We start from the raw sequence: 25,663 nt of genomic DNA, 5'->3' as shown, positions 1-25,663 counted from the left end.
CTCAATTCCAGATCGGATGGTGGTGCACGGCCGCCAGCGCGGCCTCATAGTCAACCGCGCCGGACTCGAGCTGCTCGAGTACCTTGCGCAATGCTTCCTCGCTATCGGCGCCGGCGGGCCCAGGCGCGACCGGCGGCGCCTGGACCGGCGTTAAACGGGGCGTCACGACGGACGCAATCACGGGGGCCATCGCCGGCACCGTAGCCGGCATCGATTCATGCACGTGCCTGGCCAGCTGCGACAGCGTGGGATAGTTGAAAATCACGGTCGTCTGGAGTGCCAGCGACAGCCTGTCGTTGATGCGCTGTACCAGCTCGGCGCTGAGGATCGAATCGGCGCCAAAATCGGAGAACGACATCACGCCGCCGTTACGTACCTGCTCGACCGACATTTCGAACACCCCGGCCACGGCTTCGGCCACCACCTCGGTGACGGCGTCGAGCGACAGGGCGGCCGCCGTCGGCGCGCAAGGCGGCGCTACCGGTGCCGCAGCTTGCACCGCACGCTTACCGGCCGCCAGCACGCTCTGCGCGCCGCCGCCGTGCACCAGGCGCGCGTCCAGCCCCGCGCCCTCGAACACATGCAGCCACTGCTGCTGCGACAGCAACGGCGTATCGGGCAGGCGCGCCTGCGGGTCTTCGGCCAGCCACCAGCCGTCGAGCAGACCGAAGGTGACGGTGGCGAAATCGCTCACCGCGCTCATCTCGTTGACCAGCAACAGCCCTTGCGGGGCAAGCAGCGCTGCCGCATGGCGCACGGTGCGCGCGATCTGCTTGCACGCGTGAAGGCAGTTGGCGGCCAGGACGATGTCGAACGAGGCCAGCTCAAACCCTTGGGTCTGCGGTTCGCGTTCGATGTCGAGCAGCGCGAAACGGACGAAGGGATGGCTTGCGCCGAATACGCGCTCGCCATGCGCCAGGAAGGCTGGCGAGATGTCGGAGTAGACGTACTCCACGTCCATCCCCAGCGCGGCCAGGCGCTTGAGCAGCTCGGCACTGGCGCCACCGGTGCCGGCGCCAATTTCCAGTACGCGCACGGGGCGTGCGGCGGCGCTCGCGGCTTGCACATGCTGGCAGGCGGCCCCCGCCAGCGCTGCATGGAACTCGTCGGCCTTGGGCGAGCCGCGGTAGACCCGTTCCATCAGGTCGGTAGTACCTTGCGGGAAGAATGCCTCGGTCGGTGTGGCGGCCCCGCGCAGAATCGCCGGATAGGCATCCAGGCAGCGCGCCAGCAGGGTGCGGTGGGCCGCCAGTGCCGGGTGAACCGGCTCGTCGGCGACGGCGTCGCCGGTACGCAGCGCCATCGCTTCGAGCGCCGCCAGCAGCGGCCGATAGCGCGCCACCACACCCGGCAAGTCCGGTGCGGCGACAGCGCCAGCGGCGCGCCAGCCCATCGATTCGAGTACCAGGCGCACCCGCACGGCCGCGTAGCGCTCCAGCGCCTGGAACGCCTGCTCGTCGTCCGGTTCGGCCACGGCGGCGCGCGCGGGTTGGCGCATCGCCCTCAGTTCCACCCCGTCCAGGGCCAGCAACACGCGGCCGGCGCTATCGGCGATGGCGATATTGGCGCCGTCGAGGTGAATCCACGCGGCGCCGGCCAGCGAGGTCGTGCCCGACAGCGCGCCGACCGCGTAGGGCAGCTTGGCCTGGGCATCCTGCGCGTCGATCAGGAAGCCCATCAGGGCCTGCATGGCGCAATCGACCGTGCTGATAAAGTCACCGCCGGGGCGCAGTTCGGCGAGCACCTCGTTCGGCCCCACCGACAGCGATTGCAGCTTGCGCAGGCGCTCGCCATAGAAAATCCCGGCGCTGCGCGAGGCCGCATAGATGCCCTCGTGCGTCATGCGCGGCTGGCAGCGTGCGCGAATCTGTTCGATCGGCAGCGTGCGCGGGGCCAGGACTGCGCCGCCGGTCCTGCCACGGCTGCAAACGTTGCCGTCGGCCCTTACCTGGAACGCGCCGTCCGCGTCGAAACTGATCTCCAGCGTGACGCCCTGCTCCGCTGCCACCACCGGCGCCAGCCAGACGATGCCGGTCAGCGCCCCTGGCGCCAACGCAAGCACTTCGGCCAGCTGCGCGCTGGCGGGCATGACGCGCCTGCCATCGACCTGATGCCCGGCGAGGAACCATTCCTCGCCGCTGAAATGACGGGTATGGACAGTTCCCGGCGCGGCGTGCGCGTGCGCCGCTTCGGCGATCCAGTGGCGGGTGCGCTCGAACGGATAGGTCGGCAAGGCGATGCGGCGCCCGCCGCGCGCGGCGCGCCAGGCGCTCCAGTCGACACGTTCGCCGTCGCGCCATGCCTGAACCAGTTGCGCGGCGAGTGCGTCGGCCGGCTCGGTGGCGCCGCCGCGCAACTGCGCCAGCAATGCGGCGCTGCTGCCCGCCGCAAACGCTGTGCGCACGGCCATCGGCTCGCGCCCGGTCTGCAGGGTATGCGCAAGGTCGCCCAGTGCGATGGCCGGATGGCGCTCGATGAACAGCGCCAGTTCGGCGCACAGCGCCTGCAAACGCTCGCTCGTGCGGGCCGACAGCGGCACGATGTCGAGCATGCCGGCATGCGGGACGGTGCGCGTGTCCACGTGTTCTTCGACGATCAGATGGACATTGGTACCGCCCGCGCCGAACGAACTGATGCCCGCGCGAAGCGGCGTCCCATCGCTGGTCCACGGCTGCGCGCAGGTAGCGAGATGGAACGGTGACTGCTCCAGCGCCAGGGCGGGATTGTGCGGGGTGCAGTGCAGGCTCGGGGCAATGGTCCGCTCGCGCAGTTGCAGCAGCACCTTGTGCAGCGCCACCATGCCCGCCGCCGCTTCCAGGTGGCCAACGTTCGACTTGACCGATCCGAGCGCGCAAAACCCGCTCTGGCCGGTGAAGCGGCGAAATGCCTGGGTCAGCCCCGCCAGCTCGACCGGGTCGCCCAGTGCGGTGCCGGTGCCGTGCGCCTCCAGGTAAGTGATGCTCTGCGCCGGGACGCCGGCGCGGGCGATGGCGCCGGCGATCAGGTCGGCCTGGGCTTGCGGATTGGGCACCGTGAAGCCGCTTGTGCGCCCGCCCGAATTCATCGCGCTGGCGCGTATCACGCCGAGAATGCGGTCGCCATCGCGCAGCGCGTCGGCCATGGGGCGCAGCAGCACAGCGCCGACGCCCTCGCCCACCACCAGGCCATCGGCGCCACTGCCGAAAGGACTGCAATGCGCTCCACGCGAAAGCATCTTCATCTGGCTGAGCACGACGTATTGACGCGGGTGCAGCAACAGGTTCACCGCGCCTGCCACGGCCATGCTGCACTCGCCGCGCCGGATGCTTTCGCAGGCCAGGTGCACGGCCGACAGGGCCGAGGAGCAGGCCGTGTCGACCGCCATGCTGGGACCGCGGAAATCCATCAGGAACGACACCCGGTTGGCGATCGACCAATACGGCGAGTTGGCGCCGGCGGGCTGGCCGCCGCCCCACTGGCCGGCGCTGAACAGCTGGTAGTTACCGTGCATGACACCGGCAAACACGCCGACCTGCTGGCCGGCCAGCGCGGCGCGTGTGTGGCCCGCATCCTCAAAGGTGGCCCAGACGGTTTCCAGGAACAGGCGCTCCTGCGGATCCATCGCGTTCGCTTCGCGCGCCGAAATGCCGAAGAACTGCGCATCGAAATTGTCCACGCCCTCGATAAAACCGCCCCAGCGGCTGTAGGTCTTGTCGCGCGCCGCGCTGGTGTCGAAATAGGCGTCGTGCTCCCAGCGGTTGACCTCCGTGATGCAGTCGACGCCCTTGCTGAGCGTCTCCCACAGGGCGTCGGCATCGGGCGCGCCGGGGAAGCGCCCGCTCATGCCGATGATGGCGATGGCGTCGTCGGCCGATATGGCGCGCACGCCCGCCTGCGCGGGCAGCGGCGCTGGCAGCGGCACCGGCGCGGCAGCTGGCGCCGGCAATTTGAGCGCCAGTTGCGCCAGGTTGCGCGTTTCGAAGAACAGCGTCTTGGACAAGGGCCCGAGTTCCTGCTCCAGGCGCGCCGTGATCTGCATCATCACCACCGAATCGATACCCAGCGTTTCGTGGGCCTGCTCCGGCTGCACCTGTGCGGGATCGAGGCGCAGCACCTCGGCCACGATGCGGCGCAGGAATGGCAAGCGCTGGTCGGCGGCGCTGCCTGCCACAGGTGCGGCGGCGCGCACCGGCGCGGACTGCGGCGCCGCCGTGGTGCCGTCGGGCGGCGCCGACAGCTTGATCGGCACGGCCGCGCTGACCCCGGCCGCGAGAATGCGCAGAAACGCGGCGACGCCTTCGTCCGCGCCAATCGAAGCGGCACCGCGCCGCAGCGCCTGGCGGCGCGCCTGCGCCGACGCCACGATACCGACGTCACCCCAGTAACCCCAATGCATCGTCACCACCGGACAGGCGAAGGCGGCACGCCAGCGCGCGGCCAGTGCGTCCTGGATGCCGCACGCGGCCGCGTAATTGCCCTGGCCGGCGCCACCGCTAAACGAGATGGCCGACGAAAAGACGGCGACGAAATCGAGCGGCTGGTCTGCCACCGCCGCCAGCACCGCGCCGGTGCCTTGCGCCTTGGGCCGCAGGGCGGTGGCGATCGCGCTGTCGCTCATGGTCTGGATGGGCGCATTGGCCAGCACGATGGCCGAATGAATGACCCCGTTGATGCCGGCCCACAGGCCCTCGACTTCTTCCACCAGGGCGTGCATCGCGGCGCCGTCGGACGCATCGACCGCGCGATACATGGCCTGGCCACCGGCGCCGGCAAGTTCCGCGAGCAGCGCATCGATAGCGGCATCGGCCTCGCGGCGGCCGGTCAGAATGAGGCGGGCCTGCCAATGCCGCGCAAGGTGGCGGGCAAACGTCGCACCGAGCCCGCCGGCGCCGCCGACGATCAGGTAGACCCCGCCTTGGCGCAGCGGCACCGGTTGCACCGGCGCCAGCGCGCTCGGACGCAGCGCGGCGACACGGCGCGTGCCGTCCCGTCCATGCACCACATGGTGCACATCGGCCCCGGTTTCGCCGACGATGCGCGCGCCGGCGTCGGGCGCCCCGGCCGCCTCGACTTCAATGGTGCAAAACGCCATGCCGGGAACCTCCACGGCCAGCGAGCGGCACAGCGGCGCGAAGGCGCCGAGCACGCAGCTGCCGCCCGCCGGCACGATCACCCGCACCGCGCGCGTGGCAATGCCGCTGCGCATAAGCGCGAAAAATGGCATCAATTCCGATTCGATCGCGCCATCAATGACACCCAGGTCCGCGTCCGCGGTGCCGAACGCGCACAGGTAGTACAGCGTATCGAAGGGCCCAAGGGCGGCGCAGTCGGCCGCACCGGCAATCTCATGGACGCCGCTGCCGATGGCGCGGAAACTGCGTCCCATGACCGCCTCGACGCACTCGCCCGGCAGCGCGCTGCGAATCCGTGCTCCCAGGCCGGCGTCGGCCATCTGGCGCACGATCAGGGTGCGCCCGGATGGCGCGGCGACGGAAGGCGCCGGCGCGTCTTCCCAGACCGGCTCGAAATACTGGAGTGGCGCCACCACCGCCGGGGTCACGGCGCGCGGTTCGAAGCCGCGCATCTCGGCCAGCACCTCACCGTGCGCGTCGAGCAGTGCCAGGTCGAACCCGGCCCCGCTGCGCCGGACATGCGTGTGCGTGGCCGCGCCAAGGTCGGCGAAAACATCCAGCGATGCCAGCGCAAACGGCACCAGTACCGCGCCCTGGCCATCGATCAGCAGCGCCGCCGTTTGAAACGCCGCGTCCAGCAGCGCCGGATGTGCGGTCCATTCGCTCGGCGCCGATGGTTCCAGCGTTCCGATGGCCTCTGACTGGTCGAAGGCGATTGTCCGCAGCAGGCGGTAGCTGTTGCCGTACTCGATGCCGGCGGCGGCGCAGTGCTGGTAAAAATCGGGCGCGTCCATGCGCTGCGCCGGCGCGCCAGGCACCCGCCGTGGCGGCGCGGCGCATGGCGGCGCAAAGCTGCCGGCCGCGTGAATGCCGGCGTCGCTCACCAGTTCGAAGCGTTCGCCGCTGCGGCGCACTTCGACGGTGGCGTGATCGTCCACCTGGAGCGCCCGGCGCCACTCCACCGACGTGATGCGCCGTCCCGGCGCGCTGGCATGCGCGATGGCCAGCTGCGCCGCCGCCGACAGGGTCGGCTTGCCGCCCAGAAGATGGTCGCGCAGGTGCCAGTCGTGCGCCGACAGCGCCAGCGTGGCGCGCGGCGCCGGCTGGCCGTGCCAGTGCGAATCGGTGGCGAATGGATAAGTAGGTAAATGCATGCGGACTCCAGAGGTACTAAATGCAATCGGTTCGCCGGCTGCCCAGCGCTGCGCCAGCTTGCGCAGGTCGCCGCTGACAGGCACGCGCTCGCAGGCGGACAATTCGCGCAGCGCGCGCACCGGCGCCACGCCGGTGTAAAGGCGATCGTTGAAGGTTCCGCTGCGCCAGTCGCGCAAGCCCTGGTTCAGCTCGTCGATCGTGGCGGCGATGACCACCAGCCGGTGCTCGAAACAATCGCGGCCGCCTTGCAGGGTGGCGGCGATCCACCCCAGCGGCGCCTCCACCTCGAGCAGCGCGGCGACGCTGCGGCCAAGGGCGGCGGCGCTGCGCGCCGACACCGGGAACAGCTGCGCCGCCGCGCTGGACGGCGCCGGCGCTGCCGCCGGCGGCGCGGCGCGCAACAGCACATGCGCGTTCACACCGCCAAAACCGAAACTGCTCACGCCGGCCGTCAGCGGCGCGCCATCCGCGCCAGGCTCCCACAAGCGCCGCTCGCGCACCACTTCCAGCACGCTGCCGTCCAGGCGCAGATGCGGATTGAGCGTTGCGCAATGCAGGCTTTTGGGAAGGACCCCGTGTTCCATCGCCAGTACCACCTTGATCACGCTGGCAATGCCGCTGGCCGGCTCCAGGTGGCCGATGTTTGATTTGAGCGAGCCGATGCCGCAGAACGCCTGCGCCGGGAGCGTGCGTCCCTGGCGCCGCGCCAGCTCGCGGAAAGCGGCAGCCATGCCTTCGGCTTCGACCGGGTCGCCCAGTTCGGTGCCGGTGCCATGGGCTTCAATATAGGTCAGCGCCTCCGGCAGCACGCCGGCGCGCTCCCAGACGTCGGCCAGCAGCGTGGCCTGGGCCTGGGAGCTGGGGGCCGTCAGGGAACTGGAACGGCCGCCGTGCGCCACCCCCGTGCCAAGCACGATGGCGCGGACCGGATCGCCGTCGGCCAGGGCACGCGCGAGCGGCTTGAGCACAACCGTGCCCACGCCTTCGCCACGCACATAGCCATCGGCGCCCTGAGCGAATACCTTGCAGCGGCTGTCGGAGGCGAGCACGCCCATGGCCGCCACGGCTGCCCCGGTGGCCGGCGCGAGCAGCAGGTTGACGCCGCCGGCGATGGCCAGCTCGCATTCGCCGCTGCGCAGGCTTTGCACGGCCCGGTGCAAAGCCACCAGCGCGCTCGAACAGGCGGTATCGAGCGCTTCGCTCGGCCCCCTCAGGTCGAGCAGATAGGACAGGCGGTTGGCGATCATCGCGTGCGCGGTGCCGGTTGCAGCCTGGGGCTCGCTGGCATCGATCAGCGACGCGTAGTCGTTGGCCTGCACGCCGACGAACACGCCGGTGCGGCTGCCGCCGCACGACAGCGGCGCGATGGCGGCGTCCTCCAGCGCGTTCCATGCGCTTTGCAGGAACAGGCGCTGCTGGGGATCCATCAGCGCAGCCTCGCTCGGGGCGATCTGGAAGAAGGCTGCGTCGAAACGGTCGACGCCATCGATAAAACCGGCGTCGGGCAGATGGCCGCCGAGGGCGGCGCGCTCGGCCGGGATGGCGCGTACCAGGTCGGTCCCGGCGTCGAGATGACGCCAGAACGCGGCGATATCGGGCGCTCCCGGCAACTGCGCGTGCATGCCGATGATGGCGATGGCGTCGTCGGGGCGCGCATCGGGGATGGCCGGCGCTGCCGTTGCCGACGCGGCGGCCAGCGGCGCCAGGTGTTGAGCCAATGCGGCCGGGGTATTCTGTGAAAAGAAGATCGCCGGCGTCACCAAGGTTCCCAGGCGCTCGCTCAGGCGCGCGGCCAGTTCCTTGAGCGAGATCGAGTCGAAGCCATACTCGTGGAAGCTGAGCGAGGGGCGGATCTGGGCCGGGTCCATGCGCAGCAATGCGGCCATTTCATCGCGAATCACCTCGGCCAGCGGCACCGCAGACGGAGCGGCGGTTACGCGCGGCGCGGACGGTGCCGCCGCCGGGGCCTGCGCCAGCAGGTGCGCGCGCAGGCGTTCGGGCGCGCCGTTTGCAACCAGCACCACCGGCACGCCCAGCGACAGCGCGCTACCCATGGCCTGCAGCATGGCGTCGGCGCTCAGGGCGCGCACGCCGCTGGCCTGCTCGAACAGGGCCAGGCCCTGCGCAGGAAACGCGATCCCGCCACAGGCGAGCAATGGCCATTCAATTGCGACGATGCGGCCATCGCTGCGCGCCGCGTAGTCGCTCTGGAAGCGATTGGCGTAGGCATAATCACCCTGTCCGAAATCGCCGACGGTCGAGGCAAGCGACGAAAACAGCACGAACAGCGCGGGGCGGTCCGCTCGGGTAAGGCGGTCCAGCAGCATGGTCCCGTCCACCTTGGCGGCCAACACCTCGCGCATGGCGGCGGCGCTGCGCCCGGCCAGCGGCCCGCTGCCCATGGTGCCGGCCGCATGCAGGATGCCGTCGATGCGGCCGAAGCGCGCACGGACCTGTTCCAGCACGGCGCCGAGCGCCGCCTCGTTGCTCACATCGACCTGGTGATACTCGACTTCGGCACCAAGCCCGGTCAGCTCGCGCAGCAGTGCCGGATCGGCGGGACGCCTTCCCAGCAGGGCCAGGCGGGCGCCGTGACGCCGCGCGAAATGGCGCGCCAGCGCCATTCCCACGCCGCCCATGCCGCCGCTGATGACCAGCACCCCGTTGTGCGGGAAAGCGATATCGGCGGGTGCCGCGCTGACCTCGCGCACCTGGCGCTCCACCGCCCTTCCCTGCTCATCGTGCAGGGCGACGGTGAGCGCCAGGCGCGGATCGGCCTGGCGCAACGATGCGCCGAGCGCGTCGAGCGCGGCAAACGCCGGCTCGCCTGCGCTGACCCGGACGCTGACCGGCGCCAGCGTTTCTGCCGTCCCCCGGGCCAGCGCCTGCGCCAGCAGCAACAGCGCCACCGGACCGCGCTGGGCCAGTTCGGCGCCATCGCGCGGGGCCTCGCCGTCCGACCAGTGCCAGCAAAATTCGCATGGCCCGATGGCGCGCGCCTCAAGGTCTTCCAGCAGGCGCACATAGTCGCCCTGCTCCAGTGGCCGGATCGCCAGCGTCGCTTCATCCTTCCAGCCGTAGCTCCAGCCGGGAACGACCCGCACCGCGGCGCGCCCATCGTCGCCGAATACCACGCGCGCCAGGGACGGCGCCACGGCTCCGTCCTGGTGCGCGCGATGCTCCAGCTGCGGCACGAACAGCAGGGGCGCGGCCACCACCGCAGCAGGCGTGCACCAGTAGCGCTCGCGCGCAAACGGGTACGTCGGCAGCGGCACGCGCCGCACCTGTTCACCGGCGAACAGCGCCGCGATGTCGAGTTCCCCGCCGTCGAGATAGTCGCGGCGCTGCTGTTCCAGCGCTCCGGCCTGGACGACGGCGCCATCGGCCCGCACGGCGAGCAGCTGGTCGACCGCACCGGCCACGCTGTCGGCGACAAAGGCGGCCCGGTGCTCGAACTGGCGCCGCCCCGTGGCCAGCGTAAAGCTGACATCGCCCAGGCGCAGGCCCGGACGGCGGCGCAGTGCCGCCGCCAGATTGACGCGCATGGCGGCCAGCGCTTCGGCGGTGCGTGCCGACAGGCAGACCAGCCACGGGCGCGTGGCCTGCGCCGGCCTTGCGAGCGGCGGCGCCTCCTCAAGTACCAGATGGGCATTGGTGCCGCTGAAGCCGAACGCGCTCAGCACAGCGCGGCGGCGCCCCTGCGCCTTGCCCGGCCAGGCGCGCACGCTGGTCGGGACATAGAACGGCGTGCCATCGAGGCGGATGCGCGGATTAACCCGGGCGAAGTGGGCGGAAGGCGGAATTTCGCCATGCTCCAGGCATAGCAGCAGTTTTGCCAGCCCGGCCACGCCGGCGGCGGCGGCGGTATGGCCGATCGACGACTTGATCGACGCCAGCGCGCAGCTGTCCGCCGGCAGTCCGCCGAACACCTGGGTCAGGGCGGCCGCCTCGATCGGGTCGCCCAGGGACGTACCGGTGCCATGGCCTTCGACGACGTCGATGCTGGCCGGATCGATCTTGCCATTGCGGAGCACCTCGGCGAGCAGTTCGGCCTGCGACGCGGCGCTGGGCGCCGTGATGCCGTTGGTGCGCCCATCCTGGTTGGTGCCCGATGCCGCAATGACGCCATAAATATGGTCGCCGTCGGCCAGCGCCTGGTCCAGCGCCTTGAGCAGGACCACCCCGGCGCCTTCGCCGGGCACGATGCCGTCGGCGTCGGCGTCGAAGGCGCTGCACACGCCGCGCGGCGAGAGCATGCCGGCGCGCGACATCAGCAGGTACGGTTTTTCGGTCAGGTGCAGCGTGACCCCGCCAGCGAGCGCCATGTCGATATCGCCCTGCGCAATCGCCTTGCAGGCCAGGTCGATCGCCACCAGCGACGACGAGCAGGCGGTATCGATGCTCAGGGCCGGCCCGCGCAGGTCGAGAATATAAGCGATGCGCGCGGCCAGGATCGACGGCGCATTGCCCAGCATCTGGTAGACGTCGGCGGCGGCGCCGCTGGCGCTGATCAAGCCGTCGTACTCGTTGCCGAGCACGCCCGCGTAGACGCCGCAGCGCCGCCCTTGCACACCCGACGGCGCAAAGCCGGCATCCTCGATGGCCTTCCAGCACTGCTCCAGGAAGATGCGGTGCTGCGGGTCCATCAATTCGGCCTCGCGCGGCGAAATGCGGAAGAACAGCGGATCGAAGCAGTCATGCCCGTCCAGGAAGCCGCCCCACTTGCCGTAGGTGCGGTCGGTGCGTTCGGGGTCGCTCGACCACAGGGCGGCACTGTCCCAGCGCGCGGCGGGGACTTCGCCGATGGCGTCGGCGCCCGTGCGCAGCAGGTCCCACAGGGCGTCGGCGCTGGCGGCGCCGGCGAAGCGCACCGACATGCCGACCACGGCCACCTGGCGCGTGGCCGGCGCCAGCGCCGCTGCCGGCACGGCGCTGGCGACAGGCGCGGCCACCGGCGCGCGTGCCGCGATATGGCGCGCCAGGTCGCGGATGGTACTGTGATCGTAAATGACGTCGGCCGCCATGCTCATCGCGTACTGCTGGTTGAGCGCATCGAGCAGGCGCAGGCCGCTGAGCGAGTCGACCCCCAGTTCGGAAAAGCTGGCATCGATATCGAGCTCGCCCGCCAGCGCGCCGAGCGTGGCGGCGGCGTGACGGCGCACGCTCGCTTCGACCGTTTCGGCCGCCGGGGGCGCTGCCGCGGCCCGTGGCGGTGGCGCCCCGAGCGCGGCCAGGTTGGCCCCGGCCAGATCGGGTGCGTCCGCCGCCAGGCGGGCCTCGACCAGCACGTAGCGCATCAAGCCGGTGCGCAGCGCTTCGCCGAAGTTATCCCATGCTCCATGAACCTCGGCCACGAGGGCCGAATCGGCCTGCCGCAGCGTCTCGTGCAGGCGCGGGTCGACCAGGAAGTTCCCCACCTGCGCGGACAGGTCCAGGCAGCTGTCGATGCCGATCCGATGGCGCGCGAACAGCTGCGCATAGCGTTCGGCGTCGAGCGTGTAGGAGCCGGTCTGGCGCGAATTGACCGCGCTCGACGCCGACACGCAGTCGGCCAGCACGATGCGTCCCGACGGCGCCAGGTGCGCCGTCAGGTTGCTCAGCAAGCCATCCTTGTTGTCGATGTGATGCGCCACTTCGACGCCGAACGCCAGGTCGAACACACCGGGAAAGGCATCGCAGCTGCTGTCGCGATGCACAATGGTGACCCGCGCGCCGACGCCGGCATCGAGGGCGCGCGCGGCGCCAAGCCGGGCCTGTTCGGACGAGACGGTGAACCCGACCAGTTCCAGATGCGGATGGCGCAGCGCCAGCATGATCAGGTCAGTACCGACCCCGCAACCGATATCGAGCACCCGGCGCAGGCTCGCGAAATCGACCGAGCGAAACAGCCTGCGGCGCAGTTCGCGCTGCGCTTCGAGCATGCTGTCGTAGCCGGCGGGGTTGCGCTCCGGCGCGAAAAATGCCTCGGTCCAGGAAAAACCCGGCACCACGCTGTCGAACGGCGCCAGCGACAGATATTGCTCCTTGAAGCGCAGATCGGGCGCCACCACGGTCTGGTCGTAGTAGCTCGCCGCCGCGTTCGCGGCCGGCGCGGGCGCGCCGTCGTCCAGCCAGTACGGCTTGCGGTCGAACGGATACAGCGGCAGTGCGAGGCGCCGGCGCGGCTGCGGATGCAGACGCGCCCAGTCGACCTGGGCTCCCGCGCACCACTGGCCGGCAAGCGCATGCAGGTCGCTGGTGTCGGCGACGGTGCCCTCGCGGCGCGCCCGTCCCTGGCTGACGGCGTCGCCGTGCACGATCTGGCTGCCCAGTTGCGCCAGCGTCGATACCACCGTGGCCCAGCGGTATTCGAGCGCGGCGCGGCCGGTTTGCAGCGTGTAGGCCAGGTCGGCCAGCAGCGGGGCCTCGGCCAGGGCGGCATTGAGCCGCTCCAGCACGCGGCGCAGTGTTTCCGGCGTCTTGGCCGAGACCACGATCAGCTGCGGCCCGGCGTCGGCGGCGGCAGGAGCCGTCCGCTGCGGCGCCGCCTCGACCACCATATGCGCATTGGCGCCGCCGGCGCCGAACGAGCTGATGCCGGCAATCGGGTGCGCGGCGCGCCACGGCGTGGCATCGCGCGCGACGCTGAAGGCCGAATTGGCGAAGTCGATGTGTGGATTGAGCGCGCGCGCGGCGGCGCCGGCGTAAATGGTGCGATGGCGTATCTGCAGCAGGACCTTGGTCAGCGCCGCGATGCCGGCCGCCGATTCGCAGTGGCCGATATTGAACTTCACCGAGCCGATCGCGCAGGCACCGGGGGCGGCACCGCCAAAGGCTTTTTGCAGGCCGCCGATCTCGATCGGGTCGCCCAGGCGGGTGCCGGTGCCGTGTGCCTCGACGTAGCTGATATCGGCGCCGCTCACGCCGGCGCGCTGCATGGCCTGCGCCACCACGGCGCCTTGCGCGGCCGGGTCGGGCACGGTGTAGCCGGCGGTGCGCCCGCTGGCATTGATCGCACTGGCGCGAATGACGCCGTGAATCCGGTCGCCGTCGCGCAGCGCGTCGTCCAGGCGGCGCAGCAGCACCGCGCCCACGCCTTCGCCAGCCACGAAACCGTCGGCATCCTGGCCGAACGGCGCCGAGGAGCCGGTTGGCGAGAGCATCTGCATTTCGCTGAGCTGGATATCGTGCAGCGGGTGGGTGATCAGGTTGACGCCACCGGCGATGGCAGCGCTGCAATCGCCGTTGCGAATCGCCTGGCAGGCGAGATGGATCGCGGACAGGGACGACGAGCAGGCACTGTCGATGGCCAGGCTCGGGCCGGTGAAACCGAAATAGAAGGACGAGCGGTTGGCCACCGACCAGTGGGCCGAGCCGGCCGTGGCGGCGCTGGCGCCGCGTGCCCACGCCTCCGTTGCATTCCACTGGTAGGCCGCGTACATCACGCCGGCGAACACGCCCACCGGTCCGCGCGCGTTGAGCGTGTCGGCCGACTGGCCGGCGTCTTCGAGGCAGTGCCAGACGGTTTCGAGGAACAGGCGTTCCTGCGGGTCGATCAGGCGCGCTTCGCGTGGGCTGAGATGGAACAGCGCGGCGTCGAAACCGCGAATATCGTCGAGGTAGCCACCGCTACGGGCGTAGCTGCGCCCGGGCGTGCCGGGGCGCTGGTCGTAATGGGCAGCGCCGTCCCAGCGGCCGGCTGGAAGGGAGCCGATCGCACTGCGCCCTTCGGCCAGCAAGCCGGCAAACGCCTCGATCGTGGCGGCGCCCGGATAACGTCCGGCCAGGCCGACAATGGCGATGGCGTCGGTATTGGTCGCGCTGGCGGCGCCGGCCTGCGCGGGCGGCGCGGCGCTGTCGCCCGGTGCCAGCCTGGCGCCCAGGTGCTGCTCCAGCCGGGCGATGGTGTTAAATTCGAAGAGCAGCGTTTTCGACAGGCGGCCGGTACGCTCCTCGATGCGTTCGATGATTTCGAGCGCGGCGAGCGAATCGAGACCGTAGCGGTCGAACGGCTCGCCGGCCTCGATATCGGCCACGCTCAGCTTGAGCACCTCGGCGAACACCGACTTGAGCCAGTCGACGGCGCCGGACGGCGCCACGGCGGCGCTGGTGCGGGCGCTCGCCGGCGCCACCCGCGCGGGCATGGCGGGCGTGGCGGCAGGGGCCAGGCGCCCCGCTTCGATCTGGCCGTCGCTGACGGCGGCAATGACGGCCTGGATCGCCGTCTCGGTGCACAGCACGGCGCCCTGGCGGTAGCCGCACTCGTCCAGCAGGCGCAGCCAGCTCGACGGGGCTGCGGCCGGACCGTGGTCGAGCCGTTCGCCGCCATCCTTGAACAGCCACCAGCCCGGCGTCATGCCGAAAGTGAGCGTGGCGAACAGCTGCAAGCTGCTGATTTCATTTAGCAGCAGCACGCCGCCGCGCGACTGCAAGCGCTTGGCGTTGGTGAGCGCCGTGCGCAAGTCGGCGGTTGCATGCAGCACGTTGGCGGCGATGACGATGTCGGCGCCTCCGTCCGCCTCGACGATCGACGGGTCCAGCGTGTCGATATCGAGCAAGCGGAAACGCACGAACGGGTACGTTTCCTGCCAGCGCTGCTGGCCGCGCCGCAGGAACACCGGCGACACGTCGGTAAACAGGTAGTCGACCGGCTTTCCGGTTGCCGCCAGTGCCCGCAATACCGCCTCGGTGGTGCCGCCGGTGCCGCCACCGATTTCGATGATGCGCACGGGCCCCGTCGCGCGGCGCACCAGATCGGCGGCGGCGCCGGCCAGCACGCCGTTGTAGTAGCCGGTCAGCGCGTTGCCCTGGTAGATCGGCTCGACCAGGTCGAGGGTACCGCCGGGGAACAGGACTTCCATCGCATCCTTGCGTCCGGCCAGCACCTCGCCGTAGCTGGCAAGGGAGACGTCGAGCAGGCGCACGTAGGGCGTCAGTTCCGGATATTCCCGCTCCAGATCGGCGCGCTGCGGCGCGGGCATTGCGCTCTGGCCCTGCCACATGCTCAGTGCCGCCGCCAGCCGCTGATGGCGCGCCACCACCTGGAGCGGCAGGGTCAGCGCCTTCAGGGCGGCGTGCGCATAGTGCTCAAGCTGCGCGAAGCCGGTCACCAGGCGGCGCGCGTCGGCATCCGGCGCCAGCGCCGCGGCGGGGATCGGTGCCACGGCGCCCGGGGGGGCGATGGCCGCCGTCACGTCGGGCAGCATGTGCAGGCGCAGCAGCGCCTGCGGGGTGGCCTTGATGGCCACTACCTGGGCCAGCGGCGCGCCGAGGGTGCGGCGTAGCGCGTCCATGCCTTCGGCCGGCGTGATGGACAGGATGCCGACCCGTTCCAGGCGCTCGCGCACCACCTGGTTCGCCACGCTGCCGGTCTCGCCCCAGTAACCCCAGTTGATGACGCGCGCGTTCCAGCCACGCTCGCAGCGCAGCCACTCGGCGTAGGCATCCTTGAAGGTGCAGCCGGCCACGTAGTTCGATTGCCCGGCATTGGCGGAAAACGAGTTGGCCGAGGAGTAGAACAGGAAAAAGTCGAGCGTGTCGGTGCCCACCGCCTCGGCCAGATGGATCGAGCCCAGGGACTTCGGCTGCAACGCGGTGGCAAAGCGCGCCTCGCTCATCTGGGCGATGCTGGTATCGGCCAGCACCAGCGCCGAATGAATGACGCCATTGATCGGCCCCCAGGCGCTGCGCACCTGCTCGAACGCGGCGCGCACCTGGTCGCGCTGCTCCAGCGCGGCGCTGCAGTACATCACCTCGGCCCCCAGCGCACGCAGCTCATCGACCTGGCGCTCCTGCGCCGCGCTGCGCCCCAGCAGGGCGATGCGGGCGCGCCCGCTGCCCGCCAGATAGCGCGCGGTGGTCATCCCCAGGCCGCCGGCGCCACCGGCGATCACGTACACGCCGTTCTCGCGCAGCGGCAGGGCGGCCGGCGCGTCAAGCCGCACGGCGCGCAGATGGCGCCGGTAGCGCCGGCCGGCACGCCAGGCCACTTCCAGGCCCTCGCCTTCCGGCTCGGCGGCAATGGCCGCTGCCGCCGCCTCCGGCTCGAACGCCAGCGGCAGGTCCAGCACGCCCACCGCCACGCCCATCTCATTGCCGATGGTCCGGGCCAGGCCGGTGGTGGCGGCCGACCAGGGCTGCGGGCGATCCCCGCTTAGCACCGCGAACACGCCGTTGGTGACGACCTGCAGCGGCCCGCGCCAGCGCCGCGCCAGTTGCAGCAGCGTGTACACGCCATCGCGTTCGGCGCGCTCGAGCGCCACGCCCTCGGGCTGCACGGAGCCGAGGAAGAACAACCCTGCCAGGTTATCGAGCGGGACATGCGCCGCATCGGCGCAGGACAGCAGGCGCGCATCGGGCAAGCGCCGCGCCAGCGCTTGCGCCAGTTCGCGCGCATGCTCGGAATGGACGATCCCCACCGTGCCGGCGCGCGCACTCCTGGCCGGCGCCGTCTCCGGGCGCCACACCGGCTGCAGCGTGTCGATAGGCTGGGTGGCTGGCAGCGGGCGCACCGCCAGTGCCTCCACCCGCGCCAGCGTGGCGCCGCCGGCGTCCATGACCGTCACATCGAAGCCAAAATCGCTCTTGCGCACGTGGACCGTGGCGGCCTGCCCGGTCGCCCCGCACACGTCGATCCTGTCGGCCGCGAACGGTGCCGCCGCGACGCTGTCGGCCAGCGGCAGCGCCGCCTGCCACGCCGCGTCGAGCACCTGGGCCAGCGCGCCACCGGCGCTCAGGGTCGCCCACACCTGGTCGGCGCCGACCTGGAGCGCCTGCAACAGACGGAATGAGGGCCCGTAATGCATGCCGAGCGCGTCGAAGCGGGCATAAATCTGCTGGTGGCTAAGGCCTTCGCGCACGAGCGCGGTGGTGGCCGGCGGAATGCTGGCGCCGGCGCCTGAAACGCCGGGCGCCGGGTCGAACGAACCGCTGCAGTACAGCACGTCGTCGCAGTGGACCTTGAAGGCGGGACCGGCAAAGCTGATGCGCAGCTCACGCGCCGCGCCATCGACCACCAAAGGCTGCAGCCAGACCAGATCGCGGAAGGTGCCGCGCGCGCAGCCGTGCGCCGCCAGCACCAGTTGCAGGTACGCCGACGCCGGCAGCACGCCCCTGCCCTGCGGCCGGTGCTCGCGTATCAATATGTCGGCCGCGCCGATAGTGCATTCGGTCGCCGCGCGCGCCGGCGCCGCCGCCGATACGGGCAGCGGCTCGGCCCAGATGCGCTTGCGCTCGAACGGGTAACCCGGCAGCGGTGTCACGCGGCCCTGGCGCGGTACCGGCAGCGTTGCGCCGGCCAGCCATTCGGCGGTCAGTTGGTCCAGCGTGCGGCCGCCGGCGGCCTGCGCCCCGTCGAGCGCTTCCCAGGGAGCCTTGGCCATGGCGTATTCGCCGCGATCGAGCCGTTCGACCAGCTCTGCCAGGGTGGACGCGCTCAGCGCCAGGCGCCACGGCAGCGGCTCGCGCCCGGCCGCCAGGGTAAAGGCCACATCGGCCGGCGCGGCGTCGGACTGGCGCAGCGCGTCGGCCAGCACGCCGCTGTAGACGCGCAGCCGTTCTTCGGTGCGCGCCGACAGCACGAACAGGTGCGGCTCGACGGCCGTGGCGGCGCGCGGCGCGGCCACATGCTCTTCGACGATCAGGTGGGCGTTGGCGCCGCCGGCGCCGAAGGAACTGATGCCGGCGCGGCGCGGCGCGTCATCCCAGTCGGTCAGCGTGTGCGCCAGGCGCATGCCGGCAGCATCGAGGTCGAGCGCGGGATTGGGTTCGGCCGCATGCAGGGTCGGGGCGATTTTTCCATGTTTCATTTGTAATAAGACCTTTGCGAGAGACGCGATGCCGGATGCCGCTTCCAGATGGCCGATATTCGATTTGATGGAGCCGAGCAGGCGCTGGCGGCGCGTGCCCGCGAACGCGCTGGCCAGTCCGGCCAGCTCGATCGGGTCGCCCAGCGCGGTGCCGGTGCCGTGCGCTTCGATGTAGCCGATGCTCTCCGGCGCCACGCCGGCGCTGCGCATCGCGCTGGCGATCAATTCGCCCTGCAGCGCGGGACTGGGCACCGTGTAGCCGTTGGTTCGCGCGCCGTGATTGACGGCGCAGGCGCGGATCACGCCATGAATATGGTCGCCATCGGCGATCGCCTTGTCGAGCATCTTCAGCACCACCACGCCCACGCCCTCGCCCGGCACGTAGCCATCGCCGCCGGCGCCGAAGCTGCGGCAGCGCCCATCGGTCGAGGCAAACTGGCCGTGGCTCAGGCCAAGATATTTTTGCGGATGCAGGTTCAGATTGACCGCCCCGGCCAGCGCGGCCTCGCACTCGCCCCGCCGCAGGCTCTCGCAGGCAAGGTGGATGGCGCTCAGGGACGACGAGCAGGCCGTGTCGACCGCCATGCTGGGGCCGCGCAGGTTCATGGCGTACGACACGCGGTTCGGAATCGACCAGTAGGGCGAATAGGCGGGCAGGAAGCGGCCCTCGGCGCGGGCGGTGGCCGCCAGCAGCTGGTATTCGCCGTACATGACACCCGCAAAAACGGCGGTGCGCGCGCCCAGCCGGGCCGGCGTGTAGCCGGCGTTTTCCAGCGCGTGCCAGGCGCTTTCGAGGAACAGCCGCTCTTGCGGGTCCATGGCCTCGGCGTCGACCGGGGAGATCTGGAAAAACAAGGGGTCGAAGCAGTCGACATTGGACAGGAAGCCGCCCCATTTGGCGTAGCTGTAGCCGGGCTGCCTGCGCTCATCGTAAAAACCGGCCAGCGGCCAGCGCTCGGCCGGAATCTCGACGATGCTGTCGCGCCCCTCGCTCAAATTGCGCCACAGCGCGGCAAGGTCGTCGGCGCCGGGAAAGCGCCCCGCGATACCGATGACGGCCACCGCCGACGATGCGGGCGGCGCCGCGGCGGGTTCGGCGTGGTCGCCGGCGGGCGCCGCTTTCGGGGCCAGGTAGTTGGCCACTTCACGCAGGTTGCGGTATTCGAACAGCAGCGTTTTCGGCAGCGTGCCGAAGCGGCGCTCCAGCGCGCGGTTGATCTGCACCACCAGCACGGAGTCGAGCCCGAAGCGTTCGAACGGCGTGTCGGGCTGGACCCGCTCGGCGGGCAGTTGCAGTTCGGTCGCGAACAGTGCGCGCAGCCAGTCGAGCAGCGCCGCCGGCGCCTCGGCTGCCGGCGTCACCGGCATGGCTGGCATGACAGGCGCGCGGCGCCGATGCAGGATGGCGACGTTGACCGGTCCGGCGGCCAGTGCGCGCCAGGTGGCGGCAACGGCGCGCGCCGTTGCCATGGCCACGTGCAGCGGATCGGCCGCCAGTGCGCCAGCCATGCCGCCGTGCTGCCAGATCGGCCACGCGACCGAGACGCTGCGTCCCTGGCGCCGGCCGGCGGCGCGCAGCGCCTCGCGGGCCTGGGCGAAGGCGTCCAGGAAGCCGTTCGCCGCGGCATAGGCGGCCTGCCCCGCGTGGCCGTACAAGGAGGCGATCGAGGAACCGCACAGGAACCAGTCGAGCGGCAGGTGGCTGGTCGCTTCGTCCAGGTTGACGGCGCCGGCCACCTTGGTTTGCCACACCAGTGCGCAAGCCGCAGGGTCGTGGTTCACCAGCAGCGCGTCGCGAATCACCCCGGCCGCGTGGACGATGCCGTCGATGCGGCCGAACTGCTGCATCACCTGGGCGATGGCCGCGCGCACCTGGGCGGCATCGGTCACATCGGCCTGGATATAGGTGTAGTCGCCGACCTCGCGGGCGCTGCGGCCGATCAGCACGACCTTGGCCTGGTACTCGCGCGCCAGCGACTGTGCCAGATGCATGCCGACCGCGCCGGCACCGCCACTGATCAGATACACCCCGCCGTGGCGCAGCGTTGGCGCCTGCGGAGCGCCTTCCACGGGCTGCAGCTGCAGCCCCGGTTCGCGCCCGCCCAAGCGAAAAACGGGCCGCAGGCGCGCGCTTTCCAGCGCGATCGTGCGCACCGCCGCGGCGAGGGCGGTTTGCGCGGGCACGTCCTCGCTCGCCTCCACGGCCAGCTCGACGCCACGGCCGGCGCGCATCAGGCTCCGGGCCGCGCCGAGCAGCGCCTGCAGGTTGCGCAAGCCGTCGCCGCCGGGCACGATCACCACCCGCTCAAGCGGCAGATGGCGCAGGTCGAATTCGCCCAGCAAGCGTTCGAAGCTGGCAGCGTCATCGAACGGAAACTCCCAGCTGTATTGAAAGGTGTCGCGCCACTGCGCCGCGTGGCGCACGAGCGGCGCGTCGGCCGGCAACTGCGCGTGCGGGTCGCACAAGATGTACAGCGACGCGCGCGCGGGCGCGGCGGCCGGCGCCCCGCCAGCCTGCCAGCACGGCGCCGCCAGCACGGTTTCGGTCACGCGCACACAGTAGTGACGCACTGCCAGCAGCACCTCGCCATGCTGGTCCAGCAAGTTCAGGCTATACGTGTCGGGCGCCGTCAGTTCGGCGTGGGCCCAGCGCGGCACGCCCGCGCCGTGCCAGCTGACCGAGGCCAGTGCGAACGGCAGCGGCAGTTCGGTGCCGACCGCGCCACCGATGGCCGCCAGCGCCTGCAGGCCGGCCTCCAGCGAGGTGGGGGCCAGTTCGCCGCTGCGCGGGGCGATTTCGGCCAGCACCTCGCGCTCGTTGCTGGCGGCGCTGACCAGGCCACGGAACGCGTCGCCATAGGCGAAGCCGGCCGCCGCGAGGGCTCCGTAAAACGCGTCGGCGTCGATGCGGCCGGTGCAGCGCCGGGCGATGGCGTCCAGGTCGACCCGGGCGGGCGTGGCCGCAGCCGCGCCGAAGCCGCCTTCGCACAGCACCTGGGCGCCGCTGCGGATCACGAATCGGTCGCCCGCGATGTCGACCTCGACCCGCGGCGGCGTGGCGCCGGCCACCAGGGCACGCTGCCAGCTGACATCGTGCAGCGCGCCGGCGCCGCTGGCCTGGCGCGCCAGTTCGAGGTACATGACCGCCGGGAGCACGCGTTCGCCGTCGATGACGTGCTGGGAGAAGAACCATTCGTCGCCGCGCCAGTCGTGCGCGTGGGTCCGGCCTTGCGCGGTGCCGGCTTGCGCAGCGGCGCGCCAGTGGCGCTCGCGCGCGAACGGGTACAGCGGCAGCGCCACGCGGCGCCGCGCCTGTTGCGCATGCAGCGCGGACCAGTCGATCTGCTCGCCGGCGAGATAGCGGCGGGCCAGCGCGGCCAGGCCGGGCGGCGCGTCCGCCGGCATGGCGGCGCCGCCGAGCTGCGCAGCCAGGCCGGCGCGCTCGCGCGCCACGAAAGCGGCCCGGTGTTCGAAATGGGTGCGTCCGAATGCCAGCGTGAAAGCGATATCGGCCAGCGCGGCATCGCTCTGCCATGCCTGCATCTGGGCGATCTTGCGCTGCAGCGCCGCTGCGCTCAACGCCGACAGCGCGATGAGCTGCCATTCGTCCGGGGCCGGCGGCGCCTGCGGCGCAACGGGCCCTTCCTCGATGACGAAGTGCGCATTGGTGCCGCTGAAGCCAAAAGCGCTCAGGGCGGCGCGGCGCGGCGCACCGGCCCACGGCAGCAGCGTGCTATTGACGAAAAACGGACTGTGCTCGAAATCGATCAGGGGGTTGGGCGCGTCGAAATGCAGCGACGGCGGAATGCTGCGGTGGCGCAGGGCCAGCAGCAGCTTGATGAATCCGGCCGCGCCGGCGCCGGTGAGCAGGTGGCCGATGTTGGTCTTGACCGAGCCGAGCGCGCAAAACCGGCTGCGCTCGGTGAACTGGCGAAACGCCGCGCTCAGCGCCTGCACTTCGATCGGGTCGCCCAGGCGGGTGCCGGTGCCGTGCGCCTCGACATACTGGATCGAGGACGGATCGACCCCGCTGCGCTGGTACACCCCCACTTCAAGCGCGGTCTGGGCCGGACCGCTGGGCGCGGTGATGCCGTTCGAGCGGCCATCCTGATTGGTACCGCTTCCGCGAATGACCGCATGAATGCGGTCGCCGTCTGCCAGGGCGCGCGCGAGCGGTTTGAGCAGCAGCACCCCTACCCCTTCGCCCGGCACGAAGCCGTCGGCGGCGCCGTCGAAGGTGCGGCATTTGCCGTTGGCCGAGGCCATCCCGCTATCGGCGAAAAAGCGCGCGCTGCGCTCGTCGAACAGCGACACCGACACGCCGCCGGCGAGCGCCATGCCGCATTCGCCGGCGTGGATGCTCTGGCACGCCAGATGAATGGCCACCAGCGACGAGGAACAGGCCGTGTCGACCGCCAGCGTGGGGCCCTTCAGGTCAAGATGGTAAGACACCCGCGCCGGCAGGATCGCCAGCGAATTGCCGATCATCGACAGGCTGCTCGCGTCATCGCCGCCGTACTGGTTGGGCTGCACACCGGCGAACACCCCGGTCGCGCTACCCTTGAACGCGGTCGGATCGTAGCCCGCCTCTTCGATCGCATGCCAGGCCGCTTCGAGAAAGAGGCGCTGCTGCGGGTCCATCTGCGCCGCTTCGAGCGGGGTGAAGTTGAAAAACTCCGAATCGAAGCAGTCGCGCTGCTCCAGCGCCGCGCCGAAGCGCCCCGGCGCCAGTTCGCGCACGCTGTCGCGCCCTTCGGCCAGCAGCGCCCAGAATGCCTCCAGATCGGGGGCGCCGGGAAAGCGCCCGGCCATCCCGACCACCGCGATGCTGTCGCCGGCCAGCGGCGCCGCCGCCGGCGCGGCGGCCGGCCCAGCCCCGGCCAGGTTCAGGTGCCGAGCCAGCGCCGTTGCCGTGGGATGGTTGTAGAAGTCGGTCGCCTGCACGGTCACGCCAAGCGCTTGGGACAGCTCGATGGCCAGGGTGGACGAAACCAGCGAGTCGACCCCGGCCTCGGAAAAGGTGCGCTGCGCCGACACCGATGCCACCCCGAGCACGGCGGCGGTGCTGGCGCAAATGCGCGCCACCACGCCGTCGTGCGTGCCGGCGGGGCTGGCGACGCCGGCCGCCTGCCCCAGCCTGGCCGCCTCGAACAGGCCGTTGGCGAGCTGGCGCGGCGCGTAGCCGCACTCGCCCAGCACGGCGTTCCAGCCGGCTGGCGAGAGCAGTGGGCTGTCCGGCAGGCGCAGGCCGTCGGCGGCACGCCACCAGCCATCGAGCAGGCCGAAGGTGATGGTCAGGTAATCGTTGACCTGGGTCGTTTCGGCGATCAGCAGCACGCCCGCGTCGAGCCATGCGAGGGCGCGCCGCAGGTCCTGGACCACGTGCAGCACGTGGGCCCCGATCACGACGTCGGCCGGCTCGCAGCGTGGCGGCGGCTGGTCCAGGTCGAGCACGACGAAGCGCACCTGCGGATAGCGCGCCGCGAGCCGCTCGCGGCTCTTGGCCAGCAGCGACGCCGACACGTCGGTGAAGCAGTAGTCGCAGCTGTGCCCTGCCGCCGCCAGCGCCGCCAGCACGCACTCGGCGGTGGCGCCGGTGCCGGCGCCCACTTCGAGGATGCGCAGCGGCGCGCCGCGCGCCGCGGCCAGTGCGACCACGCGCGCGGCAATGGCGTCGTTGATGGCGCTCGTTTCGGGCGCATCGCGGTAAATCGGCTCCACCAGTGCGGTGGAGCCTTGCGGGAACAGCACATCGCGCCCCGCGACGCGCCCTTCGATGACGTCGAGCAGGCGCGCGGCGCACAGGTCGATCAGCGCCACCCATACCGATGGCGGTGGCGCGCACGCCACCGGTGCGCCGCGCGCGAGCATGCGCACCAGCGCGTCGCACAGCGGGCGCTGTGGTTCGAGCGGGCGCCACAGCGAACTGTCGAGCCGGCCGGCCCGGGTCAGCGCGGCGCGCACGGCGTGGCGCGCATAGTCGTCAAGCGAGCCGGCCGGCGCATCGGCCGCAGCCTCGGGCCAGCAGCGGGTGCGCTCGAAGGGATAGGTCGGCAGGGCGATGCGTTGTCCGCCGTCGGCGCTCAGGTCGGTGTCGGTGTATTCAAGTGCGTCGAGTTTGCGCACCGCCTCGTCGAGCGAGTGCGCCACGACCGTGGCGTTGACGGCGAAGCGGCTGCGTCCATGCGCCAGCGTATGGGCGACGTCGACCAGCGGCGTGTCCGGATGGGCGCGCAGAAACGCCGCCAGCTGCCTGGCGCTGGCATCCACGGCGGCCTGGCTGCGCGCCGACAGGCGCAGCGGCAGCGCAGCGGCACTGGCCGGGCTCGGGGCGCGCGGCGGCGCCTCTTCCAGGATGACGTGGGCATTCGTGCCGCCAAAGCCGAACGCGCTGACCGCGGCCCGGCGCGGACCGGCGCCCTGCTCCCAGTCGGTGAGCGTGGTGCCGACCCGGAACGGCGTGTTGCTGAAATCGATTGCAGGGTTGGACTGGCGATAATGCAGGGTCGGCGGCATTTGGCGGTGCCGCAGCATCAGCGTTGCCTTGATCAGGCCGGCGATGCCGGCGGCCGTGTGCAGGTGCCCGATATTGGTCTTGACCGAACCGATCACGCACGAAGCCGCGGGCGCGCCGGCATAGCCGCGCGCCAGGCCCTCTACTTCGATCGGGTCGCCCAGGGCCGTGCCGGTGCCGTGCGCTTCGATGTAGCCGATGCTGTCCGGCGTTACGCCGGCCAGCAGCAGCGCTTCGCGGATCACCCGCATCTGGCCCTGGCTGCTCGGCGCCATGAAGTCGGCCTTGTCGGCGCCGTCGTTGTTGACGGCCGAGCCCTTGATCACGGCCAGTACCGGGTCGCCGTCGGCCAGCGCGTCTTCCAGGCACTTGAGGGCAACCAGGCCCGCACCGCTGCCCTGCACGGTGCCGCGCGCGCCGGCATCGAAGGCGCGGCAGTGGCCATCGGGCGAAAACATCATGGCCGGGTCGTACACGTAGCCGGCCTGCGGCAGCACCACGCAGGCGCCGCCGGCGATGGCCATGTCGCACTCCCCATGCAGCAGGCTCTGGCAAGCCATGTGCACCGCCACCAGCGAGCTGGAACTGGCGGTCTGCACCGTTACGCTGGGCCCGGTCAGATTGAGCTTGTACGACAGGCGCGACGCGGCATAGTCTTTCTCTTCCGAGGTGTAGGCCACCATGCGTTCGATCGGCGTGCGTGGTTCGGCCTGGCGGAAGCCGCTGCGTGCGACCGCCACGTAGACGCCGGTCGCGCCGGGCACACCCTTGGGGTCGTAGCCGGCGCTTTCGAGCACTTCCCAGGCGCATTCGAGCAGCAGGCGTTGCTGGGGATCGAGCATGTCGGCGTGGCGCGGAATGATGTTGAAGAAGCCGGCATCGAACATGTCGACATCATCGAGCACGCCGCCGGCGCCGACGAAGCCGGGCTGCGCCAGATCGGCTTCCGGCACGCCCCAGCGGCGCAAGGTGGCATGGTCGACCTGGCGCACCGATTCGATCCCATCGCACAGGTTGCGCCAGTAAGCGTCCGGATTGGCGGCGCCGGGCAGGCGGCAGGCTACGGCGATGATGGCAATGTCGTTCTTCGTTGTCAT

At 71.0% G+C, this 25,663-nt stretch carries 1 protein-coding gene; it reads right to left on the bottom strand.

Annotated features, from left to right (window positions below):
• Position 1: 1 nt before the first annotated feature.
• Positions 2-25,663 (bottom strand): L-histidine N(alpha)-methyltransferase, encoded by a 25,662-nt coding sequence (locus tag RBA40_RS02715; protein WP_306645746.1) that lies wholly within the window; start codon positions 25,661-25,663, stop codon positions 2-4.

Origin of the sequence: Massilia pseudoviolaceinigra, assembly GCF_030846505.1 — a bacterium.
Classification (GTDB): Bacteria; Pseudomonadota; Gammaproteobacteria; order Burkholderiales; family Burkholderiaceae_D; genus Telluria_A; species Telluria_A violaceinigra.
Note: the sequence above shows the minus strand (reverse complement) of the source record. Positions and strands in the feature narration are given on the sequence as shown.

Coding starts and splice junctions, on each gene's coding strand:
- RBA40_RS02715 (WP_306645746.1), bottom strand. CDS start 25,663: ATGACAACGAAGAACGACATTGCCATCATCGCCGTAGCCTGCCGCCTG.